We start from the raw sequence: 20579 nt of genomic DNA on the forward strand, positions 1-20579 counted from the left end.
TATAATCTATTATATCAAAATTTTAGACAATATGTTTAAAAAAGGAGAAACTATGTTTAAAGAATGGAAAGCAATTTTTAAAAAACCAACCTTTATTATTGTCATGATAGGGATTTCTCTTATTCCAGCTCTGTACAATATCATATTTTTGTCATCAATGTGGGATCCATATGGGCAATTGTCTGACTTACCTGTGGCAGTTGTCAATAATGATAAAGAGGCTTCCTATAATGGTAATAGCATGTCTATAGGAAAAGACATGGTGTCCAATTTAAAAGAAAATAAAACCTTGGATTTTCATTTTGTAGATGAAGAAGGTAAGAAGGGTTTAGAAAATGGCGATTACTATATGGTAGTGACTTTACCAAGTGATTTATCTGAAAAAGCAGCTTCTATTTTAATGGATTATCCAGAGCAAATGCAAATCGATTATCAGACTTCAAGTGGTCATAGTTTTATTGCCAGCAAGATGAGCGATTCTGCTATGACACAATTAAAGCAGAGTGTTTCTACCAATGTAACCGAGACCTATACTAAAGCTTTATTCAACAAAATGGTCTATTTAAAGGATGGTATGAGCCAAGCAGATTCTGGAAGTGAAAAACTAACTGATGTAGCGAATCAGTTAGTGGCAGGAAGTCAAACATTAACTACTAACCTACACTCTTTAGCAGCTTCAAGTTTAACATTTTCAAATGGAACGGAGCAGTTTACTAAAGGATTATCCTCTTATGTCTCTGGTGTTGAACAACTTCATCTTGGCTTAGGGAATTTTAATAGTGGTTTAGTTACATATACTGGTGCAGTGAGTCAATTAGATAGCGGATTAGGTCAATTATCTTCTAAAAGTCCTGAATTAGTAGGAGGAATCAATCAGTTATATTCTGGTGTAGAATCCTATACTGGCGGTGTTTCTCAGCTTAATGCTGGTCTTAATCAATTTTCATCTGGTGTTAGTGCCTACACCAATGGAGTGGGAAGTCTTGCAACAGGTGCTAATCAGTTATCTAATCAATCAGCTACACTTCGAATAGGGGTGGAGCAATTAAGTGAAGGGATTCAACAACTTTCTAGCAAGTTAGATGCTTCGTCTGGGAAAAAAGATCAAATTAATCAATTATCTTCTGGTCTGAATCAGTTAAATCAAGCCATTCAAAATATTGATGTTGGAGATACAAAACAATTAGATTCTGTTTTATCAAGTATAGTATCTCTTTCTAATCAAATGTTAGCAAGTGCTCAGTCTGCTAAAGCGACTACATTAGCCAATATTCAATCGACAGCAGCTTATCAATCTTTGACAAGTGAGCAACAAGGTGAAATAAGTGCTTCTGTATCTCAAAATTCGACTGATAGTATTCAATCAGCACAGTCAATTGTAGCTGTAGTTAAAGGTTTACAGGGAAGTTTAGAAAACTTACAAAATCAATCTTCTAATCTTGCGACTTTAAAAAATCAAGCTAATCAAGTATTACCTATTGCTTCTACTTCTTTGACAAGATTGTCAAGTGGATTAACAGAGATACAAGGAGCTGTTACTAGCAAATTAGTTCCTGATAGTCAGTCGATTGCATCAGGTGTAAACGCATATACTACAGGTGTTGATAAAGTTTCTCAGGGAGCAAGTAAACTAAGTGAAAAAAATGCCACCTTGACAGGTAGTTTGGATCAACTAGTTTCAGGCTCAAACACCTTGACACAAAAATCTTCTAGCTTGACAGCAGGAGTTAGTCAATTAGTTGAAAAAACTCCAGAATTAGTATCTGGTATTGAAAAATTATCAACTGGCTCTAACCAATTGAATCAAAAGAGTCAAGAATTGATAGCAGGAGTTGATAAATTGCAGTCAGGATCTAGCCGACTAGCTGACAAATCCAGTCAGTTACTTTCAGGTGCTTCTCAATTAGAAAGTGGAGCTAATAAATTGGCAGATGGAGCTGGGAAATTAGCAGAAGGTGGAACAAAGTTAACTTCTGGATTGGAAGGTTTACAGACAGGAGTTGCTTCTTTAGGACAAGGACTAAGTAATGCTAGTGATCAACTCAAATCAGCATCTACGGAATCTCAAAATGCAGATATTTTGTCAAATCCACTCAATCTTTCCAAAACAGACAATGACCAAGTTCCTGTAAATGGAATTGCAATGGCTCCTTATATGATATCAGTTGCTCTCTTTGTTGCAGCAATATCAACGAATATGATCTTTGCGAAGCTGCCTTCAGGACGTCATCCAGAGAGCCGTTGGGCTTGGTTGAAATCTCGGGCTGAAATAAATGGTATTATAGCTGTTTTGGCAGGAATTTTGGTATATGGAGGAGTTCATCTTATTGGTCTAACGGCTAATCATGAGATGAGAACATTTATTCTCATTATCCTAACAAGTTTAGTATTCATGTCCATGGTGACCGCATTAACAACATGGAATAGCCGTATAGGAGCTTTCTTCTCACTTATTTTGCTTTTATTACAGTTAGCATCAAGTGCCGGTACTTATCCACTTGCCTTGACAAATGATTTCTTTAGAACTATTAGTCCTTGGTTACCAATGAGTTATTCAGTTTCGGGATTACGACAAACAATCTCTATGACAGGAAATATTCATCAGCAAGTCATTTTCCTAGATGCCATACTAGCTCTATTTACTGGTTTAGGTATGCTAGCCTATCAACCTAAGAAAATGGAAGAAGATTAAAAAAATCGACCGATTAATTGGTCGATTTTTTATGCCTTAGATGACTTTCGTCTGTGATTATAGGTTCCAAATAGTAAGAGAGAAGTAAAGGAACAAATTGCTCCAGTAATAAAACCATTGGGAATGAAGGAGAGTGTAATAGTTCCTTTCCCCTTGGGAACCTCAACTTTCATAAATCCAGTTTGAGCTTGTTTAATTTCTATTTTCTTACCATCTTGGTAGGCAGACCAACCTTTGTCATAAGGAATGGTGAAGAAAATGGACGTATCTTGTTTAACATCATATGTAGCAAAGACCTTGTTTTTAGAAGTTGATACTGTGACAGGTTGTTCTTTAATTTTTTGAATTGCCTCGGTGAATGTTTTGGTATCTAAACGGTAGAAGGTAGGAGATTCAAATGATACTTGTGAATTTCCAGGGAAACTAACATTGATATTGAAAGTTTTTTTCTCTTTTGTATAGCCTAGATTAAAGAAGGAGAAGATATTATCAGTTGTAAAAGTTTTCTTTTCTCCATTTACAAGGATGTCAACCTTTTTTTGTTTATCATTAGAAAAGTGAAGGTTTGTGAAAGAAAGATAAACTTGGCTGTTTTCTGGCACTTCAATTTGATACTGGATTGCTGCATCCTCATTTGAAGAACTTGTGACAATAATCAAATCATTAGTATTTTCTGTTTTGTCATAAGGGATTGTAGAAAAATAATCAAAATCGACGTTAGCAAGTTGATTTAAAAACGAGGCTTGATTATCTAAAGTATGTTCATTGAACTTGACATCATTGTAAACAGATTGACTAGCAAAGGCAATCGGAAGAGAGAATTGATTTTCATATAGGGTAAGATTATCTTTTTGATAGATATCTTTAAAACCATACTTATCACTAGGACTGTCTGAGATATTGTACTGGATACCAAATAAACTATCAGCCAAAATACTATTATTTGCATAGCGTAGATTGAGATTAGTCCCAGAGGATTTAAACCCAAGTTTATCCAAAGTAGAGCTTGCTGAACGATTTCGAACAGATGAAAATTGAGATATTCCATTGTAGTTGAATTTCATACTGTCATTTCCTGTTTGAGTCTCTAGTTTTTCAGTACGAGTAAATTGATTTCCAATATATGTTGAGAAAGATTTCATAGCTGGGATATCTCGATTATATGCACTTCGAGAAGCAAATCCCCATTCTTTAGCAATTCCGTCTATTTGAGATGAAGCATTTAAACTTATTTCAACCATTATAAATAAAGAGATTAGAATGGCAAATAGATTTACAGAGATAAACTTTTTGATAACTGCAAGGAGTAAAAGAGAATAGACAACTAAAAATTCAAGAGTCAGTAGAATATTCAAATCTGTTAAAAAAGAATAATGTGATTTTAGATAGATGGTAGCTAAAAATCCTGTTACTATAAGAAAAAGCGAAACTAAAAAATTCCAGATTTTAATTTCTTTCAGACGATTTAAGACTTCCGCTGCTGTGTAAATTAACAAGGTAGAGAAAATCCAAGAATAGCGATGTAAAAACATATTTGGAGTATGCATACCTTGCCAAAATAAGTCAAGAGCTTCTATGTAAAAGCTTGCAATTAGAAATGCAAAGAATATTACATATATGAGTTTCACGTGAAACTTAATAGATTTCAGCGTAAAAAATAAAATGGTCAAAATAAAGGGAAGTAGTCCAACAAAAATCATTGGGATGGCCCCATACTTTGTTGTGTCAAAGGAACCAATGAATTGCTTAGCAAAGAGATCAAGATACCAGCTACTTTCAGTTTGAAACTTTGTAACTTCAGTCAATTTTTCCCCATGTGTCTGTAAATCAAACAGAGTGGGAAGAGTCATAATCAAACTAGCCACACCAGCTAAAAAGGAGATAACTATGAAATCAAGAACAGATGATTTTCGAGTCTTAAAGTCCCACGAAATTTGACAGAGATACCAGAAAATAAGAAACAATACTGTCATATATCCAAAATAATAATTTTGAATAAATAAGATTGACAGACTTGTAAAGTACAATAGGAGTTTCTTTTCAGTTATCAGTAGATGTAAACCAGTTATAATTAAAGGAATCAAGATAAAAACATCTAGCCAGGTTTTTATCTCTAATTGACTGACAGTGAAACTCATCAGAGTATAGGAAGTAGATAAGGCTAGTTTTAAAGTCTGAGGGATAGATTGAAACAATTTATTCAAACTAAAAAAGGTTGACAGACCAATCAATCCAAATTTTAAGAGAGTGGTCAGATAGACAGCATCTGGCATATTCGTTAGATCAAAAAAGTAAACCAGAGGTGAAAGAAAACTACCCAAGTAATAACTAGATAGAGCATAGAAGTTTAGCCCTAGACCACTTGTAAAGGTGTAAAACAGACTACTATTTCCATGTAGGATATTTCTTAGAGCTATATCAAAAATAACGTATTGATGAAAGCCATCTCCTAATAGAGGAGATTTGTCGCTATTCCAGTAGATACCTTGAGATAGATATACTCCTATCATAATTACTACAGGAATGATGAAAGAAACAAAATAGATCCAATATGTTTTAAAAAATAATTTCATGTTACCTCATAAAATGTTAGAAAACTCAGCTGGTTAACCCAACTGAGTTTTGAATTTTTTTAGTCTTTCCAAAGTTCTTTAACTTTTGCTTGTACTTCTGCATTTTCTAGGAATTCATCATAGGTTTCATCGATACGGTCAATGACGCCATTTTTAGACAAGACAATGATATGGTTAGCTAGAGTTTGAATAAACTCGTGGTCATGGCTGGCAAAGATGATTGATTCTTTAAAGTTTTTCAATCCATCATTCAAGCTTGAGATAGATTCCAAGTCCAAGTGATTTGTTGGATCATCAAGTACAAGGACATTTGATTTTAAAAGCATGAGTTTTGAAAGCATGACACGAACTTTTTCTCCCCCTGACAAGACATTTACAGGTTTGTTAACCTCATCTCCAGAGAAGAGCATACGGCCGAGGAAGCCACGTAGGAAAGTATTGTCATCTTCTTCTTTACTTGCGAATTGACGCAACCAGTCAAGGATTGACTCTCCTCCTGCAAAATCTGCCGAGTTATCTTTTGGCAAGTAAGAACGGCTAGTAGTTACTCCCCACTTGACAGTTCCTTCATAGTCAATGTCCCCCATGATTGCACGAATTAATGCAGTCGTTTGGATGTCATTTTGACCAATAAGCGCTGTCTTATCACCTGGACGCAAGATAAAACTGATATTATCTAAAATAGTCTCACCATCAATCTTTACAGTTAGATTTTCTACTGTCAGGAGATCATTACCTATTTCACGCTCCGCTTTAAAGTTAATAAATGGATATTTACGACTAGATGGTACAATCTCTTCTAGTTCAATCTTATCAAGCATTTTCTTACGTGATGTTGCTTGTCTTGATTTAGAAGCATTAGCAGAGAAACGAGCAACGAATTCTTGCAATTGTTTAATTTTTTCTTCTGCTTTAGCATTACGGTCTGCTAGCAATTTAGCAGCGAGTTCAGAAGATTCCTTCCAGAAGTCGTAGTTTCCGACATAGAGTTTGATTTTTCCAAAGTCAAGGTCGGCCATGTGAGTACATACTTTGTTTAAGAAGTGACGGTCGTGGGATACTACGATAACTGTGTTATCAAAGTCAATCAAGAAGTCTTCTAACCATGTAATTGATTGGATGTCTAAACCGTTGGTAGGCTCGTCCAAGAGAAGAACATCTGGTTTACCAAAAAGTGCTTTGGCAAGGAGAACCTTTACTTTCTCACCGTTGGCCAATTCGCTCATGTTTTGGTAGTGTAATTCTTCTGGAATGTTTAGGTTTTGAAGGAGTTGAGAGGCTTCGCTTTCTGCTTCCCAGCCTCCAAGCTCAGCAAACTCTCCTTCGAGTTCGGCAGCACGAACCCCGTCCTCGTCTGAGAAATCTTCCTTCATGTAGATAGCATCTTTCTCTTTCATGATGCTATAAAGTTTTTCATTTCCCATGATAACAACATCAATGGCACGTTCATCTTCATAGTCAAAGTGATTTTGACGAAGAACAGAGAGACGTTCATCTGGACCAAGAGAGATGTGACCAGTAGTAGGTTCGATATCTCCGGCTAAAATTTTTAAAAAGGTTGATTTTCCGGCACCATTAGCACCGATTAATCCGTAAGTATTTCCTTCTGTAAATTTGATATTGACATCATCAAAAAGTTTGCGATCACTAAAACGTAGTGAAACATCAGATACTGTAAGCAATGTTTTTCTCCTATATGTGTAATATATTTATTCTACTAGAAAATACGGAAATATTCAAATTTTTATCTGTCAATTTTGTGTAAATTAATTTTACAGCATACTTTACACAAATCCGTGAATAGTAAGGTTGATTTATTTTGATAAATTGCGGTTATTTCATTAAAAAAATGCTATAATTGAAGGGACTATATCGAAGGAGAACAAAATGACTAAACCCATTATTTTAACAGGAGACCGTCCAACAGGAAAATTGCATATTGGACATTATGTTGGAAGTCTCAAAAATCGAGTATTATTACAGGAAGAGGATAAGTATGATATGTTTGTGTTCTTGGCTGACCAACAAGCCTTGACAGATCATGCCAAAGATCCTCAAACCATTGTAGAGTCTATCGGAAATGTGGCTTTGGATTATCTTGCAGTTGGATTGGATCCAAGTAAATCAACTATCTTTATTCAAAGCCAGATTCCAGAGCTGGCTGAGTTGTCTATGTATTATATGAATCTGGTTTCATTAGCACGTCTGGAGCGTAATCCAACTGTCAAGACAGAAATTGCTCAGAAAGGATTTGGAGAAAGCATTCCGACAGGATTCTTGGTCTATCCAATAGCTCAAGCAGCTGACATCACAGCTTTCAAGGCTAATTATGTTCCTGTTGGGACAGATCAGAAACCAATGATTGAGCAAACTCGTGAAATTGTTCGTTCTTTTAACAATGCATATAACTGTGATGTCTTGGTAGAACCGGAAGGTATTTACCCAGAAAATGAAAGAGCAGGGCGTTTGCCTGGTTTGGATGGGAATGCTAAAATGTCTAAATCACTCAATAACGGTATTTATTTAGCTGATGATGCGGATACTTTACGTAAAAAAGTAATGAGTATGTATACAGATCCAGATCATATTCGAGTGGAAGATCCAGGTAAGATTGAGGGAAATATGGTTTTCCATTATCTAGATGTTTTTGGTCGTCCAGAAGATGCTCAAGAAATTGCTGACATGAAAGAACATTATCAACGAGGTGGTCTTGGTGATGTGAAGACCAAGCGTTATCTACTTGAAATATTAGAACGTGAACTGGGTTCTATTCGTGAGCGCCGTATTGAATTTACTAAGGATATGGGAGAAGTTTATAATATGCTTCAAAAAGGTAGTGAAAGAGCACGTGAAGTTGCAGGTCAGACCTTATCTGAGGTTAAAGGAGCAATGGGACTTCATTACTTTAACTAGGTTTATTTTACAAGAAACTATCATTTCTATCTCAAAGAAAAGATAGTTTTTTATTTACCCCTGTAACATTTGACAAATTTTTATAGAATGGTATGATAGATACAATATAAAAAGAGTCAAGCTCAAAAAGAAAGAAAAGAGGAAACTTCGAATGTCTAATTGGGACACTAAATTTTTGAAAAAAGGTTTTACCTTTGATGATGTATTGCTTATTCCAGCTGAAAGTCATGTGTTGCCTAACGATGCAGATTTAACAACTAAATTGGCAGATAATTTGACTTTAAATATCCCAATTATTACCGCTGCCATGGACACAGTTACAGAGAGTCAAATGGCCATTGCTATTGCTCGTGCAGGCGGTCTCGGAGTTATCCATAAAAACATGTCAATTGCTCAACAAGCAGACGAGGTTCGTAAGGTAAAACGTTCTGAAAATGGAGTTATTATTGATCCGTTCTTCTTGACGCCTGAACATACAATTGCTGAAGCAGATGAGCTTATGGGTCGTTACCGCATCAGTGGTGTTCCAGTTGTTGAAACACTTGAAAATCGTAAATTGGTTGGTATTTTGACAAACCGAGATCTTCGTTTTATTTCAGATTATAATCAACCAATTTCAAACCATATGACTAGTGAAAATCTTGTTACTGCTCCTGTGGGTACGGATCTTGCAACGGCTGAGAGTATTCTTCAAGAGCATCGTATTGAAAAACTTCCGTTGGTCGATGAAGAAGGCAGTCTTTCTGGTTTGATCACTATCAAAGATATTGAAAAAGTTATTGAGTTTCCAAATGCGGCTAAAGATGAGTTTGGTCGTCTTCTAGTTGCAGGTGCAGTAGGTGTTACTTCAGATACATTTGAACGTGCAGAGGCTCTTTTTGAGGCAGGAGCGGATGCGATTGTTATTGATACTGCACATGGTCATTCTGCAGGTGTCTTGCGTAAAATTGCTGAGATTCGTGCTCATTTTCCAGATCGTACTTTAATTGCTGGAAATATTGCTACTGCTGAAGGTGCACGTGCTCTTTATGAAGCAGGTGTAGACGTTGTCAAGGTTGGGATTGGTCCAGGTTCTATCTGTACTACTCGTGTGATTGCAGGTGTTGGTGTTCCGCAAGTAACAGCTATCTACGATGCTGCAGCTGTTGCGCGTGAATATGGTAAGACTATCATTGCTGACGGTGGAATCAAGTATTCTGGAGATATTGTAAAAGCACTTGCGGCTGGTGGAAATGCTGTTATGCTTGGATCAATGTTTGCTGGAACTGATGAAGCACCAGGTGAAACTGAAATCTTCCAAGGACGTAAGTTCAAGACTTACCGTGGTATGGGATCAATTGCTGCTATGAAGAAAGGTTCAAGCGATCGTTACTTCCAAGGTTCTGTTAATGAAGCAAACAAACTTGTTCCAGAAGGAATTGAAGGTCGTGTTGCTTATAAAGGTGCGGCAGCTGATATTGTCTTCCAAATGATTGGTGGTATTCGCTCTGGTATGGGTTACTGTGGTGCAGCTAACCTTAAAGAACTACACGATAATGCTCAATTTATTGAAATGTCTGGTGCTGGTTTGAAAGAAAGCCACCCTCACGATGTACAAATTACGAATGAGGCACCAAATTATTCTATGTAAAAGAAATGAAAAGAACTCCTGCGAAAACAGGAGTTCTTTTACAATGCTGTTAAGTTTTATTTACAACAACTTTACCATCTTGAATAGTGAAAATACTTAGATTTTCTGGCAGATTTTGAAGATGGTCTAAGCTTGTTGTTGTGATAAAGGTTTGGATTGAATGAGAAATCGTTTCTAATAATTTTAGTTGTCTAGTGTTGTCAAGTTCACTCATCACATCGTCAAGCAATAATATCGGAGATTCTGTAGTAATACTTTCCATTAATTCGATTTCTGCTAATTTTATAGAAAGGACGAGACTACGATGTTGCCCTTGACTTCCGAAACTAGCATCCATCCCATTTATATAAAAAGAAATGTCATCTCGATGAGGACCGACACCAGTATTCTTTTTAAATAAATCTCTGGATCTACTTTTTTCTAAAGCAATTTTGAAAGATTCTGATAAGTCTTCTTTGTCAGTTATCTTTACAGAAGATTGATAGGATAGTGACAGTTCTTCAATCTGATTAGAAAGTTCAAAATGTTTCTTACGACCAAAATGCTCTAGTTTTTTTATGAAATCTAAGCGGTGATTCATTACACGACATCCATAATCAACTAGCTGATCATCTAAGACTGAAAGGAAGGTTTCATCTATTTTTTGAGCTGATTTTAGGTAAGTGTTTCTTTGTTTTAGGATGTGGTTATAATTGGTTAAATCCGATAAATAGATTGGCTTAATTTGCCCAAGCTCCATATCAATGAATTTTCGTCGAACTGAAGGTGCCCCTTTAATTAGTTGTAAATCTTCAGGAGCAAATAAGACAACATTCATGTGTCCTACATAGTCTGAAAGTCGTGCCTGTTTTAAGTGATTAACTTTTGTAACACGTCCTTTTTGTGTTAGTTCAATTTCGAGAGGAATAGATCCCGTTTTTTTCTGAACGAGACCTGAAAGATGAAGTTGTTCCTCATCAAAATGAATGAGATTTTTATCTGTTCGAGTTCGATGGCTACGTGTTAAGGCTAAAAAATAGATAGCCTCTAACATATTTGTTTTACCTTGTGCATTACGTCCTAAAAAGACATTTAATTTAGGATTAAAGTCTATTTTCGTCTCTTTGTAGTTACGAAAAGTTTTGAGAGATAGGTGTTGTAGCCACATGATTATCTACCAGGGAATCGTGGAGCTTGTTTGCTTTTTGGTGATGAAGCAGGTTTCGATTTGTCTTTTTTAACTCCCTTATTCATCTTTTTGACAAGTTTAGCGATCCGTTCTTTTTCAACTTTATCAGCTTGGTATTCATCTTGTTCTTCAGAAGTAGGTTGTGTCAACAAGATGTCAATGTTCATGTCAGGGATGTCAACTTTATCGCCAATACGAAGTTTTTTTCCACGACGACTCTCTAATTCCCTATTAAAGTAAACAGAATGTTCAGAGAGAAATGATTTAATAGCTCCTCCGCTATGTGTAATTCCAAGTTCTTTGAGTAGTGCTTGGAGGGTAATAAATTCTTCAAATAATTTGTATTCCATAATTCACCTCAATCTTTGGTATTATACCATATTTTCCTAAAAATAGTGAGAGAGACAGCGAGAAATGTAAGCGATTTTTATTTCAAAAGTGTTACAGGGAACAAGAAAATTTCAGGTTTTCGTGATATAATAGAAGTCTGTATATAAGGAGGTAAATCATGGAGTTAGTGCATGGAATTTCAACACATTTTATCCAATCAAAAAAGTTTAAAACAAACAAAATTACCGTGCGTTTTACCGCTCCATTATCCCTTGATACGATTGCAGGTCACATGTTGAGTGCAAGTATGCTAGAGACTGCTAATCAGATGTACCCCACTTCTCAAGATTTGAGGAGACACTTGGCCAGTCTATACGGTACAGATATGTCAACCAATTGTTTCAGAAGAGGGCAAAGCCACATTATAGAATTGACATTTACCTATGTTCGTGATGAGTTTTTAAGTAGGAAAAACGTGCTAACCTCTCAGATTTTGGAACTTGTAAAAGAAACTCTTTTTTCACCCGTAGTAGTTGATAATGGGTTTGATCCGGCCTTATTTGAAATTGAGAAAAAACAATTGCTAGCAAGTTTAGCAGCTGATATGGATGATTCTTTTTATTTTGCACATAAAGAATTGGATAAATTGTTTTTTCATGATGAACGTCTTCAATTGGAATATAGTGATTTACGAAATCGTATTTTAGCTGAAACTCCACAAAGTTCTTATTCTTGTTTCCAAGAATTTTTGGCCAATGATCGAATAGATTTCTTTTTCCTAGGTGATTTTAATGAGGTTGAAATTCAAAATGTATTAGAATCATTTGCCTTTAAAGCTCGAAAAGGAGATATGAAGGTTCAGTATTGTCAACCTTATTCCAATATCCTTCAGGAAGGTATGGTTCGGAAAAATGTGGGACAGTCTATTTTAGAGTTGGGATATTATTGCTCTGCTGAATATGGCGATGAGCAACATTTACCCATGATTGTAATGAATGGTTTACTTGGTGGATTTGCTCACTCTAAGCTCTTTACAAATGTCCGTGAAAATGCTGGATTAGCTTATACCATTTCAAGTCAGCTTGATTTATTTAGTGGATTCTTGAGAATGTATGCTGGTATCAATCGAGAAAATAGGAATCAGGCTCGAAAAATGATGAATAATCAATTACTTGATTTAAAAAAAGGTTATTTTACAGAGCTTGAGCTAGAGCAGACCAAGGAAATGATTCGTCGGTCTTTGTTGCTTTCTCAAGATAATCAAGGTTCATTGATTGAACGTGCTTATCAAAATGCCTTACTTGGAAAATCTTCAGCAGACTTTAAAGGTTGGATTGCAAAACTCGAGCAAGTTGACAAAGATGCTATTTGTAGAGCAGCTAATAATGTGAAACTACAGGCGATTTACTTTATGGAAGGAATAGAATGACAAAGGTTGTTTTTGAAGAAAAATACTATCCAGCTGTAAAAGAAATGATTTATCGAACTCGTTTGTCAAATGGATTAACAGTTGTTCTTTTGCCTAAAAAGGAATTTAAAGAGGTTTACGGGAGTGTCACTGTACAGTTTGGTTCGGTAGATACGCTTGTCACAGAAGTTGACGGAGATGTAAAAGAATATCCTGCGGGAATTGCTCATTTTCTTGAACATAAATTATTTGAGAGAGAAGATTCTAGCGATTTGATGTCTGCTTTTACGAGTCTAGGTGCAGATAGTAATGCCTTTACAAGCTTTACAAAAACAAGCTATCTTTTTTCAGCAACGGATCATTTTTTAGAAAATTTAGATTTACTTGATGAATTGGTAACATCAGCACATTTTACTGAAGATTCCATTTTAAGAGAGCAGGATATTATTCAGCAAGAACGAGAAATGTATCAAGATGATCCAGATTCGTGTTTATTCTTTTCAACCTTAGCGAATTTGTATCCAGGTACACCTTTAGCGACGGATATAGTTGGAAGTGAGGAGTCCATTTCCCAAATAAATCTAACTAATTTGCAAGAAAATTTTGCAAGATTTTACAAACCTGTAAACATGTCTCTGTTTTTAGTTGGTGATTTTGATGTAGAGAAAGTACAGGACTATTTTGAAAGAAAAAAACTGAAAGATTTAGATGTTCAGGAACTAGCAAGAGAAAAGTTTCTTTTACAGGCTGTAAAGCAAACAGACAGTATGAGAATGGAAGTATCTTCTCCCAAACTAGCGATTGGAGTTAGAGGTAAGCGAGAAGTTGCTGAGGCGGATTGCTATCGACATCATATTTTATTAAAATTATTGTTTGCAATGATGTTTGGTTGGACTTCGGATCGTTTTCAAAAATGTTATGAATCAGGTAAAATAGATGCTTCCTTATCTCTTGAAATTGAAGTAACAAGTCGTTTTCATTTTGTTATGTTGACAATGGATACGAAAGAGCCAGTTGCTTTATCCCATCAATTTAGGAAGGCCATTCGTAATTTTACAAAGGATTTAGATATTACAGAGGATCATTTAGATATTATCAAAAGAGAGATGTTTGGAGAATTTTTCAGTAGCATGAACTCTCTTGAATTGCTTGCAACGCAATATGATGCTTTTGAACATAGTGAGACAATTTTTGATTTGCCGAAAATTTTACAGGAAATTACTTTAGAGGATGTCCTTGAAGCAGGGCATCACTTAATAGATGAAGGGGATATAGTTGATTTCACAATATTCCCATCGTAGTAACCTATCATAATAGACACTAGAAAGAAGGGATGACAAGTATGAGAAAAAAAACAATTGGTGAGGTTTTACGATTAGCTAGAATCAATCAGGGATTGAGTTTAGATGAATTGCAGAAAAAGACAGAAATCCAGTTAGATATGTTGGAAGCAATGGAAGCAGACGATTTCGATCAACTTCCAAGTCCTTTTTACACGCGTTCTTTCTTGAGAAAATATGCATGGGCTGTTGAGTTAGATGACCAAATTGTCTTGGATGCTTATGATTCTGGGAGTATGATTACTTATGAGGAAGTAGATGTTGATGAAGACGAGTTGACAGGGCGCAGACGTTCAAGTAAGAAAAATAAGAAAAAACCATCCTTTTTACCTTTATTTTATTTTATCCTTTTTGCCTTATCTATTTTAATTTTTGTGACCTATTATGTTTGGAACTATATTCAAACTCAACCAGAGGGGCCTTCTCTTTCTAATTACAGTGTGGTTCAATCAACAAGTTCAATAAGTTCAACTAGCTCTGTTCCCCACTCCTCAAGTAGTAGTTCATCTAGCAGTTCTTCTAGTATAGAATCAGCTATAAGTGTATCAGGTGAAGGAAATCATGTAGAAATCGCTTATAAGACAAGTAAGGAAACAGTTAAATTGCAATTGGCAGTTTCAGATGTTACAAGTTGGGTCAGCGTTTCAGAAAGCGAACTTGAGGGCGGTGTAACCTTATCGCCAGAGAAGAAAAGTGCAGAAGCAACAGTTGCAACTAAAAGTCCTGTAACAATTACCTTAGGTGTTGTAAAAGGTGTTGCTTTGACAGTAGATAATCAGACTGTTGATTTATCGAAATTAACAGCTCAGACTGGACAAATCACTGTAACCTTTACTAAAAATTAAGGAAAAACGAATGAAAAAAGAACAAATTCCCAATCTTTTAACAATAGGTCGAATTCTCTTTATACCTATTTTTATCTTTATTTTAACGATAGGAAATTCGATAGAGAGTCATATAGTGGCAGCTATTATCTTTGCTATTGCTAGTATTACAGATTATTTAGATGGATATTTAGCTCGTAAATGGAATGTGGTCAGTAATTTTGGTAAATTTGCAGATCCTATGGCGGATAAGTTACTAGTTATGTCGGCTTTTATTATGCTGATTGAGTTAGGTATGGCTCCAGCTTGGATTGTTGCAGTGATCATCTGTCGTGAGTTGGCTGTGACAGGTTTAAGGCTTTTATTGGTTGAAACTGGTGGAACAGTTTTAGCAGCAGCAATGCCTGGAAAAATTAAAACTTTTAGTCAGATGTTTGCCATTATTTTCTTGCTATTACATTGGACTTTGCTTGGTCAAGTTCTACTTTATGTGGCCTTGTTTTTCACTATCTACTCTGGCTATGATTATTTCAAGGGTAGTGCCTATGTATTTAAAGGGACATTTGGTTCGAAATGAAATCAATAATTGATGTAAAAAATCTTTCTTTTCGTTATAAGGAAAGTCAAGAATACTATGATGTGAAGGATATTACGTTTCACGTGAAACGTGGAGAATGGCTTTCGATTGTAGGGCATAATGGTAGTGGTAAATCAACGACGGTTCGATTAATTGATGGCTTACTGGAAGCAGAATCTGGAGAGATTGTAATAGATGGTCAACGGTTGACTGAGGAAAATGTTTGGAAAATACGTCGTCAAATCGGTATGGTTTTTCAAAATCCAGACAATCAATTTGTTGGAGCGACTGTTGAAGATGATGTAGCCTTTGGTTTGGAAAATCAGGGTCTTTCTCGTCAAGAAATGAAAAAGAGAGTGGAGGAAGCTCTAGATTTGGTTGGCATGTTGGACTTTAAAAAGAGAGAGCCGGCGCGTCTATCAGGTGGCCAAAAACAACGTGTGGCCATTGCAGGTGTTGTAGCCCTAAGACCAGCTATTTTAATCTTAGATGAAGCAACGAGTATGTTGGACCCTGAGGGGCGTAGAGAACTGATTGAGACAGTACAGGGAATTCGGAAAGACTATGATATGACGGTCATTTCTATTACCCATGATTTGGAAGAAGTTGCCATGAGTGACCGCGTATTGGTCATGAAAAAAGGGGAAATTGAATCAACTAGTAGCCCAAGAGAACTTTTCTCTCGAAATGATTTAGATCAAATTGGATTAGACGATCCTTTTGCCAATCAAGTAAAATATTCTTTGAGCCAGAATGGCTATGATTTACCTGAAAATTATTTGACAGAAAGTGAGCTAGAGGATAAATTATGGGAATTGCTCTAGAAAATGTGAGTTTTACATATCAAGAAGGGACTCCCTTAGCTTCAACAGCTTTGTCGGATGTTTCTTTGACGATTGAAGATGGTTCTTATACGGCTTTAATTGGGCACACAGGTAGTGGTAAATCAACTATTTTACAACTCTTAAATGGTTTATTGGTGCCAAGTCAAGGGAGTGTGAGGGTTTTTGATACCTTAATCACCTCGACTTCTAAAAATAAAGATATTCGTCAAATTAGAAAACAGGTTGGCTTGGTATTTCAGTTTGCTGAAAATCAGATTTTTGAAGAAACGGTTTTGAAAGACGTTGCTTTTGGACCGCAAAATTTTGGAGTTTCTGAGGAAGATGCGGAGCAGATTGCGCGTGAGAAACTGGCTTTGGTTGGAATTGATGAATCACTTTTTAATCGTAGTCCGTTTGAGTTGTCTGGTGGACAAATGAGACGTGTCGCCATTGCAGGCATACTTGCCATGGAACCAGCTATATTAGTCTTAGATGAGCCAACAGCTGGTCTAGATCCTCTAGGGAGAAAAGAGTTGATGACCCTGTTCAGAAAACTCCACCAGTCAGGGATGACCATCGTCTTGGTAACACATTTGATGGATGATGTTGCTGAACATGCGAATCAAGTCTATGTGATGGAAAAGGGACGTCTAGTTAAGGGTGGTAAGCCAAGTGATGTCTTTCAAGATGTTGTCTTTATGGAAGAAGTGCAGTTGGGAGTACCTAAAATTACGGCCTTTTGTAAACGATTGGCTGATAGAGGCGTGTCATTTAAACGATTACCGATTAAGATAGAGGAGTTCAAGGAGTCGCTAAATGGATAGTATGATTTTAGGGCGTTATATCCCAGGGGATTCGATTGTTCACCGATTGGATCCACGTAGCAAATTGCTTGCTATGATGCTACTGATTTTGATTGTGTTTTGGGCTAATAACCCCTTGACGAATCTGATTCTTTTTATAGCGACAGGGATATTTATTGCCTTGTCAGGAGTATCTCTTTCATTTTTTATTCAGGGCTTGAAGTCTATGTTTTTCTTGATTGCCTTCACAACTATTTTTCAACTATTTTTCATTTCTAATGGGAATGTTTTATTTGAGTTTTCGTTTGTGAGAATCACGGATTATGCTTTGCAACAAGCTGGAATTATTTTTTGTCGTTTTGTATTGATTATTTTCTTTTCAACTTTGTTAACCTTAACGACCATGCCCTTAAGTTTAGCATCAGCTGTCGAAGCTTTGTTAGCGCCTTTAAAGCGTGTGAAAGTTCCAGTTCATGAAATTGGATTGATGCTGTCCATGAGTCTACGTTTTGTCCCAACATTAATGGATGATACGACGCGGATTATGAATGCGCAGAAAGCGCGTGGAGTGGATTTTGGTGAAGGAAGCATTGTTCAAAAAGTAAAGGCGATGATTCCCATTTTGATTCCTCTTTTTGCAACAAGTTTAAAACGTGCGGATTCCTTGGCTATCGCTATGGAAGCGCGTGGTTATCAGGGTGGAAAAGGCAGAAGTCAATATCGACAATTGAAATGGACTCTAAAGGATACGCTGACCATTCTTGTTATTATCGTACTTGGTTGTTGCTTATTTTTCTTAAAATCTTAGTAGCTTTCAGGAATTGATAAAAAAGTTACTGTAACAGTTCTTGATATAAAGGTAGGGATATGAACCGTTTTAAAAAATCAAAATATGTCATTATTGTTTTTGTCACTGTTCTGCTTGTCTCAGCTCTCTTAGCGACGACTTATTCAAGTACAATTGTGACAAAATTAGGAGATGGAATCTCATTGGTTGATAGGGTTGTGCAAAAACCTTTTCGGTGGTTTGATTCTGTCAAATCAGATTTGGCTCATTTGACACGAGCATATAATGAAAATGAAAGTTTGAAGAAACAGCTTTACCAGTTAGAAGTCAAATCAAATGAGGCGGAAAGTTTAAAGACGGAAAATGAACAACTGCGTCAATTGCTTGATATGAAGTCTAAATTGCAAGCCACAAAGACTTTGGCAGCAGATGTTATTATGCGTTCTCCGGTATCTTGGAAGCAGGAGTTGACCTTGGATGCAGGTAGATCAAAAGGTGCTTCTGAGAATATGTTAGTAATTGCAAACGGTGGTTTGATTGGGAGTGTTTCAAAAGTGGAGGACAACTCTACTATGGTCAACCTTCTGACAAATACGGAAAATGCTGATAAGATTTCTGTTAAAATTCAACACGGCACTACCACAATTTATGGTATTATTGTTGGCTACGACAAGGAAAATGAAGTTCTTAAAATTAGCCAATTAAATAGTAATAGCGATATTAGTTCAGGCGATAAGGTGACAACGGGTGGATTAGGAAACTTTAATGTTGCGGATATTCCTGTTGGTGAAGTGGTTGCCACAACGCATAGTACAGACTATTTGACACGAGAAGTAACTGTTAAATTGAGTGCAGATACTCATAATGTGGATGTGATAGAATTAGTGGGGAATTCATAATGAGACAGTTGAAGCAGGTTGGAGTATTTTTATTGCTTCCTTTCTTTGTTCTAATTGACGCCCATATTAGCCAGCTTCTGGGCTCATTTTTCCCCCATGTACATTTGGCTAGTCATTTTCTGTTTCTATTTCTCTTATTTGAGACGATAGAAGTATCAGAGTATCTCTATCTAGTCTATTGTTTTGTTATAGGCTTGGTTTATGATGTTTACTTTTTCCATCTAATAGGGATTGCAACTCTCTTATTTATCTTATTGGGAGCCTTCCTTCATAAATTGAATAGTGTTATTTTGTTGAATCGTTGGACAAGAATGCTAGCTATGATTGTGCTGACATTCCTGTTTGAAATGGGTAGTTATCTTTTGGCTTTTATGGTAGGGTTGACAGTAGATAGCATGTCGATTTTTATAGTCTATAGCTTGGTACCGACGATGATTTTAAATTTTTTATGGATTACTGTTTTTCAATTTATTTTTGAAAAATATTATCTATAAGAACGACATATAAATGTAACAAAGGCGTAATGTTTATTGGAATTTTTTTTGGTATACTAGTATTGTCTTAAACAGAAGGAGTATTTATTAGCCATGAAGAAAAAAATCTTAGCCTCGCTTTTATTAAGTACAGTAATGGTTTCCCAGGCAGCAGTATTGACGACTGCCCATGCAGAAACGACTGATGACAAAATTGCTGCTCAAGATAATAAAATTAGTAATTTAACAGCACAACAAGAAGAAGCACAAAAACAAGTTGATCAAATTCAGGAGCAAGTATCTGCGATTCAAGCAGAGCAATCTAACTTGCAATCTGAAAATGATAGATTACAAGCAGAATCTAAGAAACTCGAGGGTGAGATTACAGAACTTTCCAAAAACATTGTTTCTCGTAACCAATCTTTGGAAAAACAAGCTCGTAGTGCTCAAACAAATGGAGCTGCAACTAGCTATATCAATACCATTGTAAACTCAAAATCAATTACAGAAGCTATTTCACGTGTTACTGCAATGAGTGAAATCGTATCTGCGAACAACAAAATGTTAGAACAACAAAAGGCAGATAAAAAAGCTATTTCTGAAAAACAAGTAGCAAATAATGATGCTATCAATACTGTAATTGCTAATCAACAAAAATTAGCTGATGATGCTCAAGCATTGACTACGAAACAGGCAGAACTAAAGGCTGCTGAATTGAGTCTTGCTGCTGAGAAAGCGACAGCTGAAGGGGAAAAAGCAAGTCTATTAGAGCAAAAAGCAGCAGCTGAGGCAGAGGCTCGTGCAGCTGCGGCAGCAGAAGCAGCTTATAAGGCAAAACAAGTAAGTCAACAACAAACAGTTGTTGCTTCTGGAAATACGACTTTTGCAGCACAGGTTCAAGCTGTAGCTTCTTCGGAATCAACAACATATACTCCTGTGGCAGTCAAACAACGCCCAACATACAGTACAAATGCTTCAACTTATCCAATTGGTGAATGTACATGGGGAGTTAAAACATTAGCACCTTGGGCTGGAGACTATTGGGGTAATGGAGCACAGTGGGCCACAAGTGCAGCAGCAGCAGGTTTCCGTACAGGTTCAACACCTCAAGTTGGAGCAATTGCATGTTGGAACGATGGTGGATATGGTCACGTAGCGGTTGTTACAGCTGTTGAATCAACAACACGTATCCAAGTATCAGAATCAAATTATGCTGGGAATCGTACAATTGGAAATCACCGTGGATGGTTCAATCCAACAACGACTTCTGAAGGTTTTGTAACATATATTTATGCAGACTAATTATAGAGGGACTCGAATAGAGCCCTCTTTTCAGAT

At 36.3% G+C, this 20579-nt stretch carries 17 protein-coding genes; 13 read left to right on the top strand and 4 right to left on the bottom strand.

The genetic code is table 11. The features are described from left to right. Positions 1-52: 52 nt before the first annotated feature. Positions 53-2692: a YhgE/Pip domain-containing protein gene (locus HT687_RS07690; RefSeq protein WP_023936258.1), complete on the top strand. Its 2640-nt coding sequence runs from the start codon at positions 53-55 to the stop codon at positions 2690-2692. A 29-nt stretch (positions 2693-2721) separates the two neighbouring features. On the opposite strand, the gene HT687_RS07695 is transcribed toward HT687_RS07690, so the two are convergent. Next, positions 2722-5265 (bottom strand): YfhO family protein, encoded by a 2544-nt coding sequence (locus HT687_RS07695; protein ID WP_023936260.1) that lies wholly within the window; start codon positions 5263-5265, stop codon positions 2722-2724. A gap of 59 nt (positions 5266-5324) precedes the next feature. Further along, the gene (locus tag HT687_RS07700; RefSeq protein WP_000958774.1) at positions 5325-6947 is read right to left on the bottom strand and encodes an ATP-binding cassette domain-containing protein; all 1623 of its coding nucleotides are present in this window, start codon (positions 6945-6947) and stop codon (positions 5325-5327) included. Positions 6948-7152: 205 nt separating this feature from the next. On the opposite strand from HT687_RS07700, the gene trpS reads away from it, so the two are divergent. Together trpS and guaB are read left to right on the top strand one after the other, a co-directional pair. Then, positions 7153-8178 (top strand): tryptophan--tRNA ligase, encoded by a 1026-nt coding sequence (gene trpS / locus HT687_RS07705; protein WP_023936262.1) that lies wholly within the window; start codon positions 7153-7155, stop codon positions 8176-8178. Positions 8179-8329: 151 nt separating this feature from the next. Then, a complete protein-coding gene (gene guaB, locus HT687_RS07710) occupies positions 8330-9808 on the top strand; it encodes an IMP dehydrogenase (RefSeq protein ID WP_000073428.1) in 1479 nt (492 codons plus the stop codon). Positions 9809-9857: 49 nt separating this feature from the next. Here guaB and recF read toward each other — a convergent pair whose 3' ends face one another. Both recF and yaaA read right to left on the bottom strand, forming a co-directional pair. Then, on the bottom strand, positions 9858-10955 hold the full coding sequence (gene recF, locus HT687_RS07715; protein WP_000266672.1) for a DNA replication/repair protein RecF: 1098 nt from the start codon (positions 10953-10955) through the stop codon (positions 9858-9860). Between the two features lie 2 nt (positions 10956-10957). After that, entirely contained in the window at positions 10958-11326 is a 369-nt protein-coding gene (yaaA, locus tag HT687_RS07720) for a S4 domain-containing protein YaaA (RefSeq protein ID WP_000455902.1), read from the bottom strand. Between the two features lie 158 nt (positions 11327-11484). Between yaaA and HT687_RS07725 the strand changes: the two genes are divergently transcribed. The 10 genes from HT687_RS07725 (at position 11485) to HT687_RS07770 (ending at position 20543) form a co-directional block, all read left to right on the top strand. Next, complete coding sequence (locus HT687_RS07725) at positions 11485-12735, top strand: pitrilysin family protein (RefSeq protein ID WP_172924139.1); 1251 nt, start codon at positions 11485-11487, stop codon at positions 12733-12735. Further along, positions 12732-14015 (top strand): pitrilysin family protein, encoded by a 1284-nt coding sequence (locus HT687_RS07730; protein ID WP_023936267.1) that lies wholly within the window; start codon positions 12732-12734, stop codon positions 14013-14015. Before HT687_RS07725 ends, HT687_RS07730 begins: the two co-directional genes overlap by 4 nt. A 41-nt stretch (positions 14016-14056) precedes the next feature. Beyond that, positions 14057-14899: a cytoskeleton protein RodZ gene (gene rodZ / locus HT687_RS07735; protein WP_023936269.1), complete on the top strand. Its 843-nt coding sequence runs from the start codon at positions 14057-14059 to the stop codon at positions 14897-14899. A gap of 10 nt (positions 14900-14909) precedes the next feature. Continuing rightward, a complete protein-coding gene (gene pgsA, locus HT687_RS07740) occupies positions 14910-15455 on the top strand; it encodes a CDP-diacylglycerol--glycerol-3-phosphate 3-phosphatidyltransferase (protein WP_000712127.1) in 546 nt (181 codons plus the stop codon). Beyond that, entirely contained in the window at positions 15452-16279 is an 828-nt protein-coding gene (locus tag HT687_RS07745; protein WP_000835726.1) for an energy-coupling factor ABC transporter ATP-binding protein, read from the top strand. The genes pgsA and HT687_RS07745 overlap by 4 nt, the downstream gene beginning before the upstream one ends. Then, complete coding sequence (locus tag HT687_RS07750) at positions 16264-17103, top strand: energy-coupling factor transporter ATPase (protein ID WP_023936271.1); 840 nt, start codon at positions 16264-16266, stop codon at positions 17101-17103. The genes HT687_RS07745 and HT687_RS07750 overlap by 16 nt, the downstream gene beginning before the upstream one ends. Then, a complete protein-coding gene (locus HT687_RS07755) occupies positions 17096-17890 on the top strand; it encodes an energy-coupling factor transporter transmembrane protein EcfT (RefSeq protein ID WP_023936273.1) in 795 nt (264 codons plus the stop codon). The genes HT687_RS07750 and HT687_RS07755 overlap by 8 nt, the downstream gene beginning before the upstream one ends. Before the next feature lie 59 nt (positions 17891-17949). Further along, positions 17950-18768 carry a rod shape-determining protein MreC gene (gene mreC, locus HT687_RS07760; protein WP_001078988.1) on the top strand — a complete coding sequence of 273 codons (819 nt, stop codon included), beginning with the start codon at positions 17950-17952 and terminating at the stop codon, positions 18766-18768. Further along, positions 18768-19262 carry a rod shape-determining protein MreD gene (gene mreD / locus HT687_RS07765; RefSeq protein WP_023933023.1) on the top strand — a complete coding sequence of 165 codons (495 nt, stop codon included), beginning with the start codon at positions 18768-18770 and terminating at the stop codon, positions 19260-19262. The genes mreC and mreD overlap by 1 nt, the downstream gene beginning before the upstream one ends. Positions 19263-19355: 93 nt before the next feature. Next, entirely contained in the window at positions 19356-20543 is a 1188-nt protein-coding gene (locus HT687_RS07770; RefSeq protein ID WP_023936275.1) for a CHAP domain-containing protein, read from the top strand. Positions 20544-20579 lie beyond the last annotated feature (36 nt).

Source organism: Streptococcus sp. 1449 (genome assembly GCF_013276805.1).
Taxonomy (GTDB): domain Bacteria; phylum Bacillota; class Bacilli; order Lactobacillales; family Streptococcaceae; genus Streptococcus; species Streptococcus pseudopneumoniae.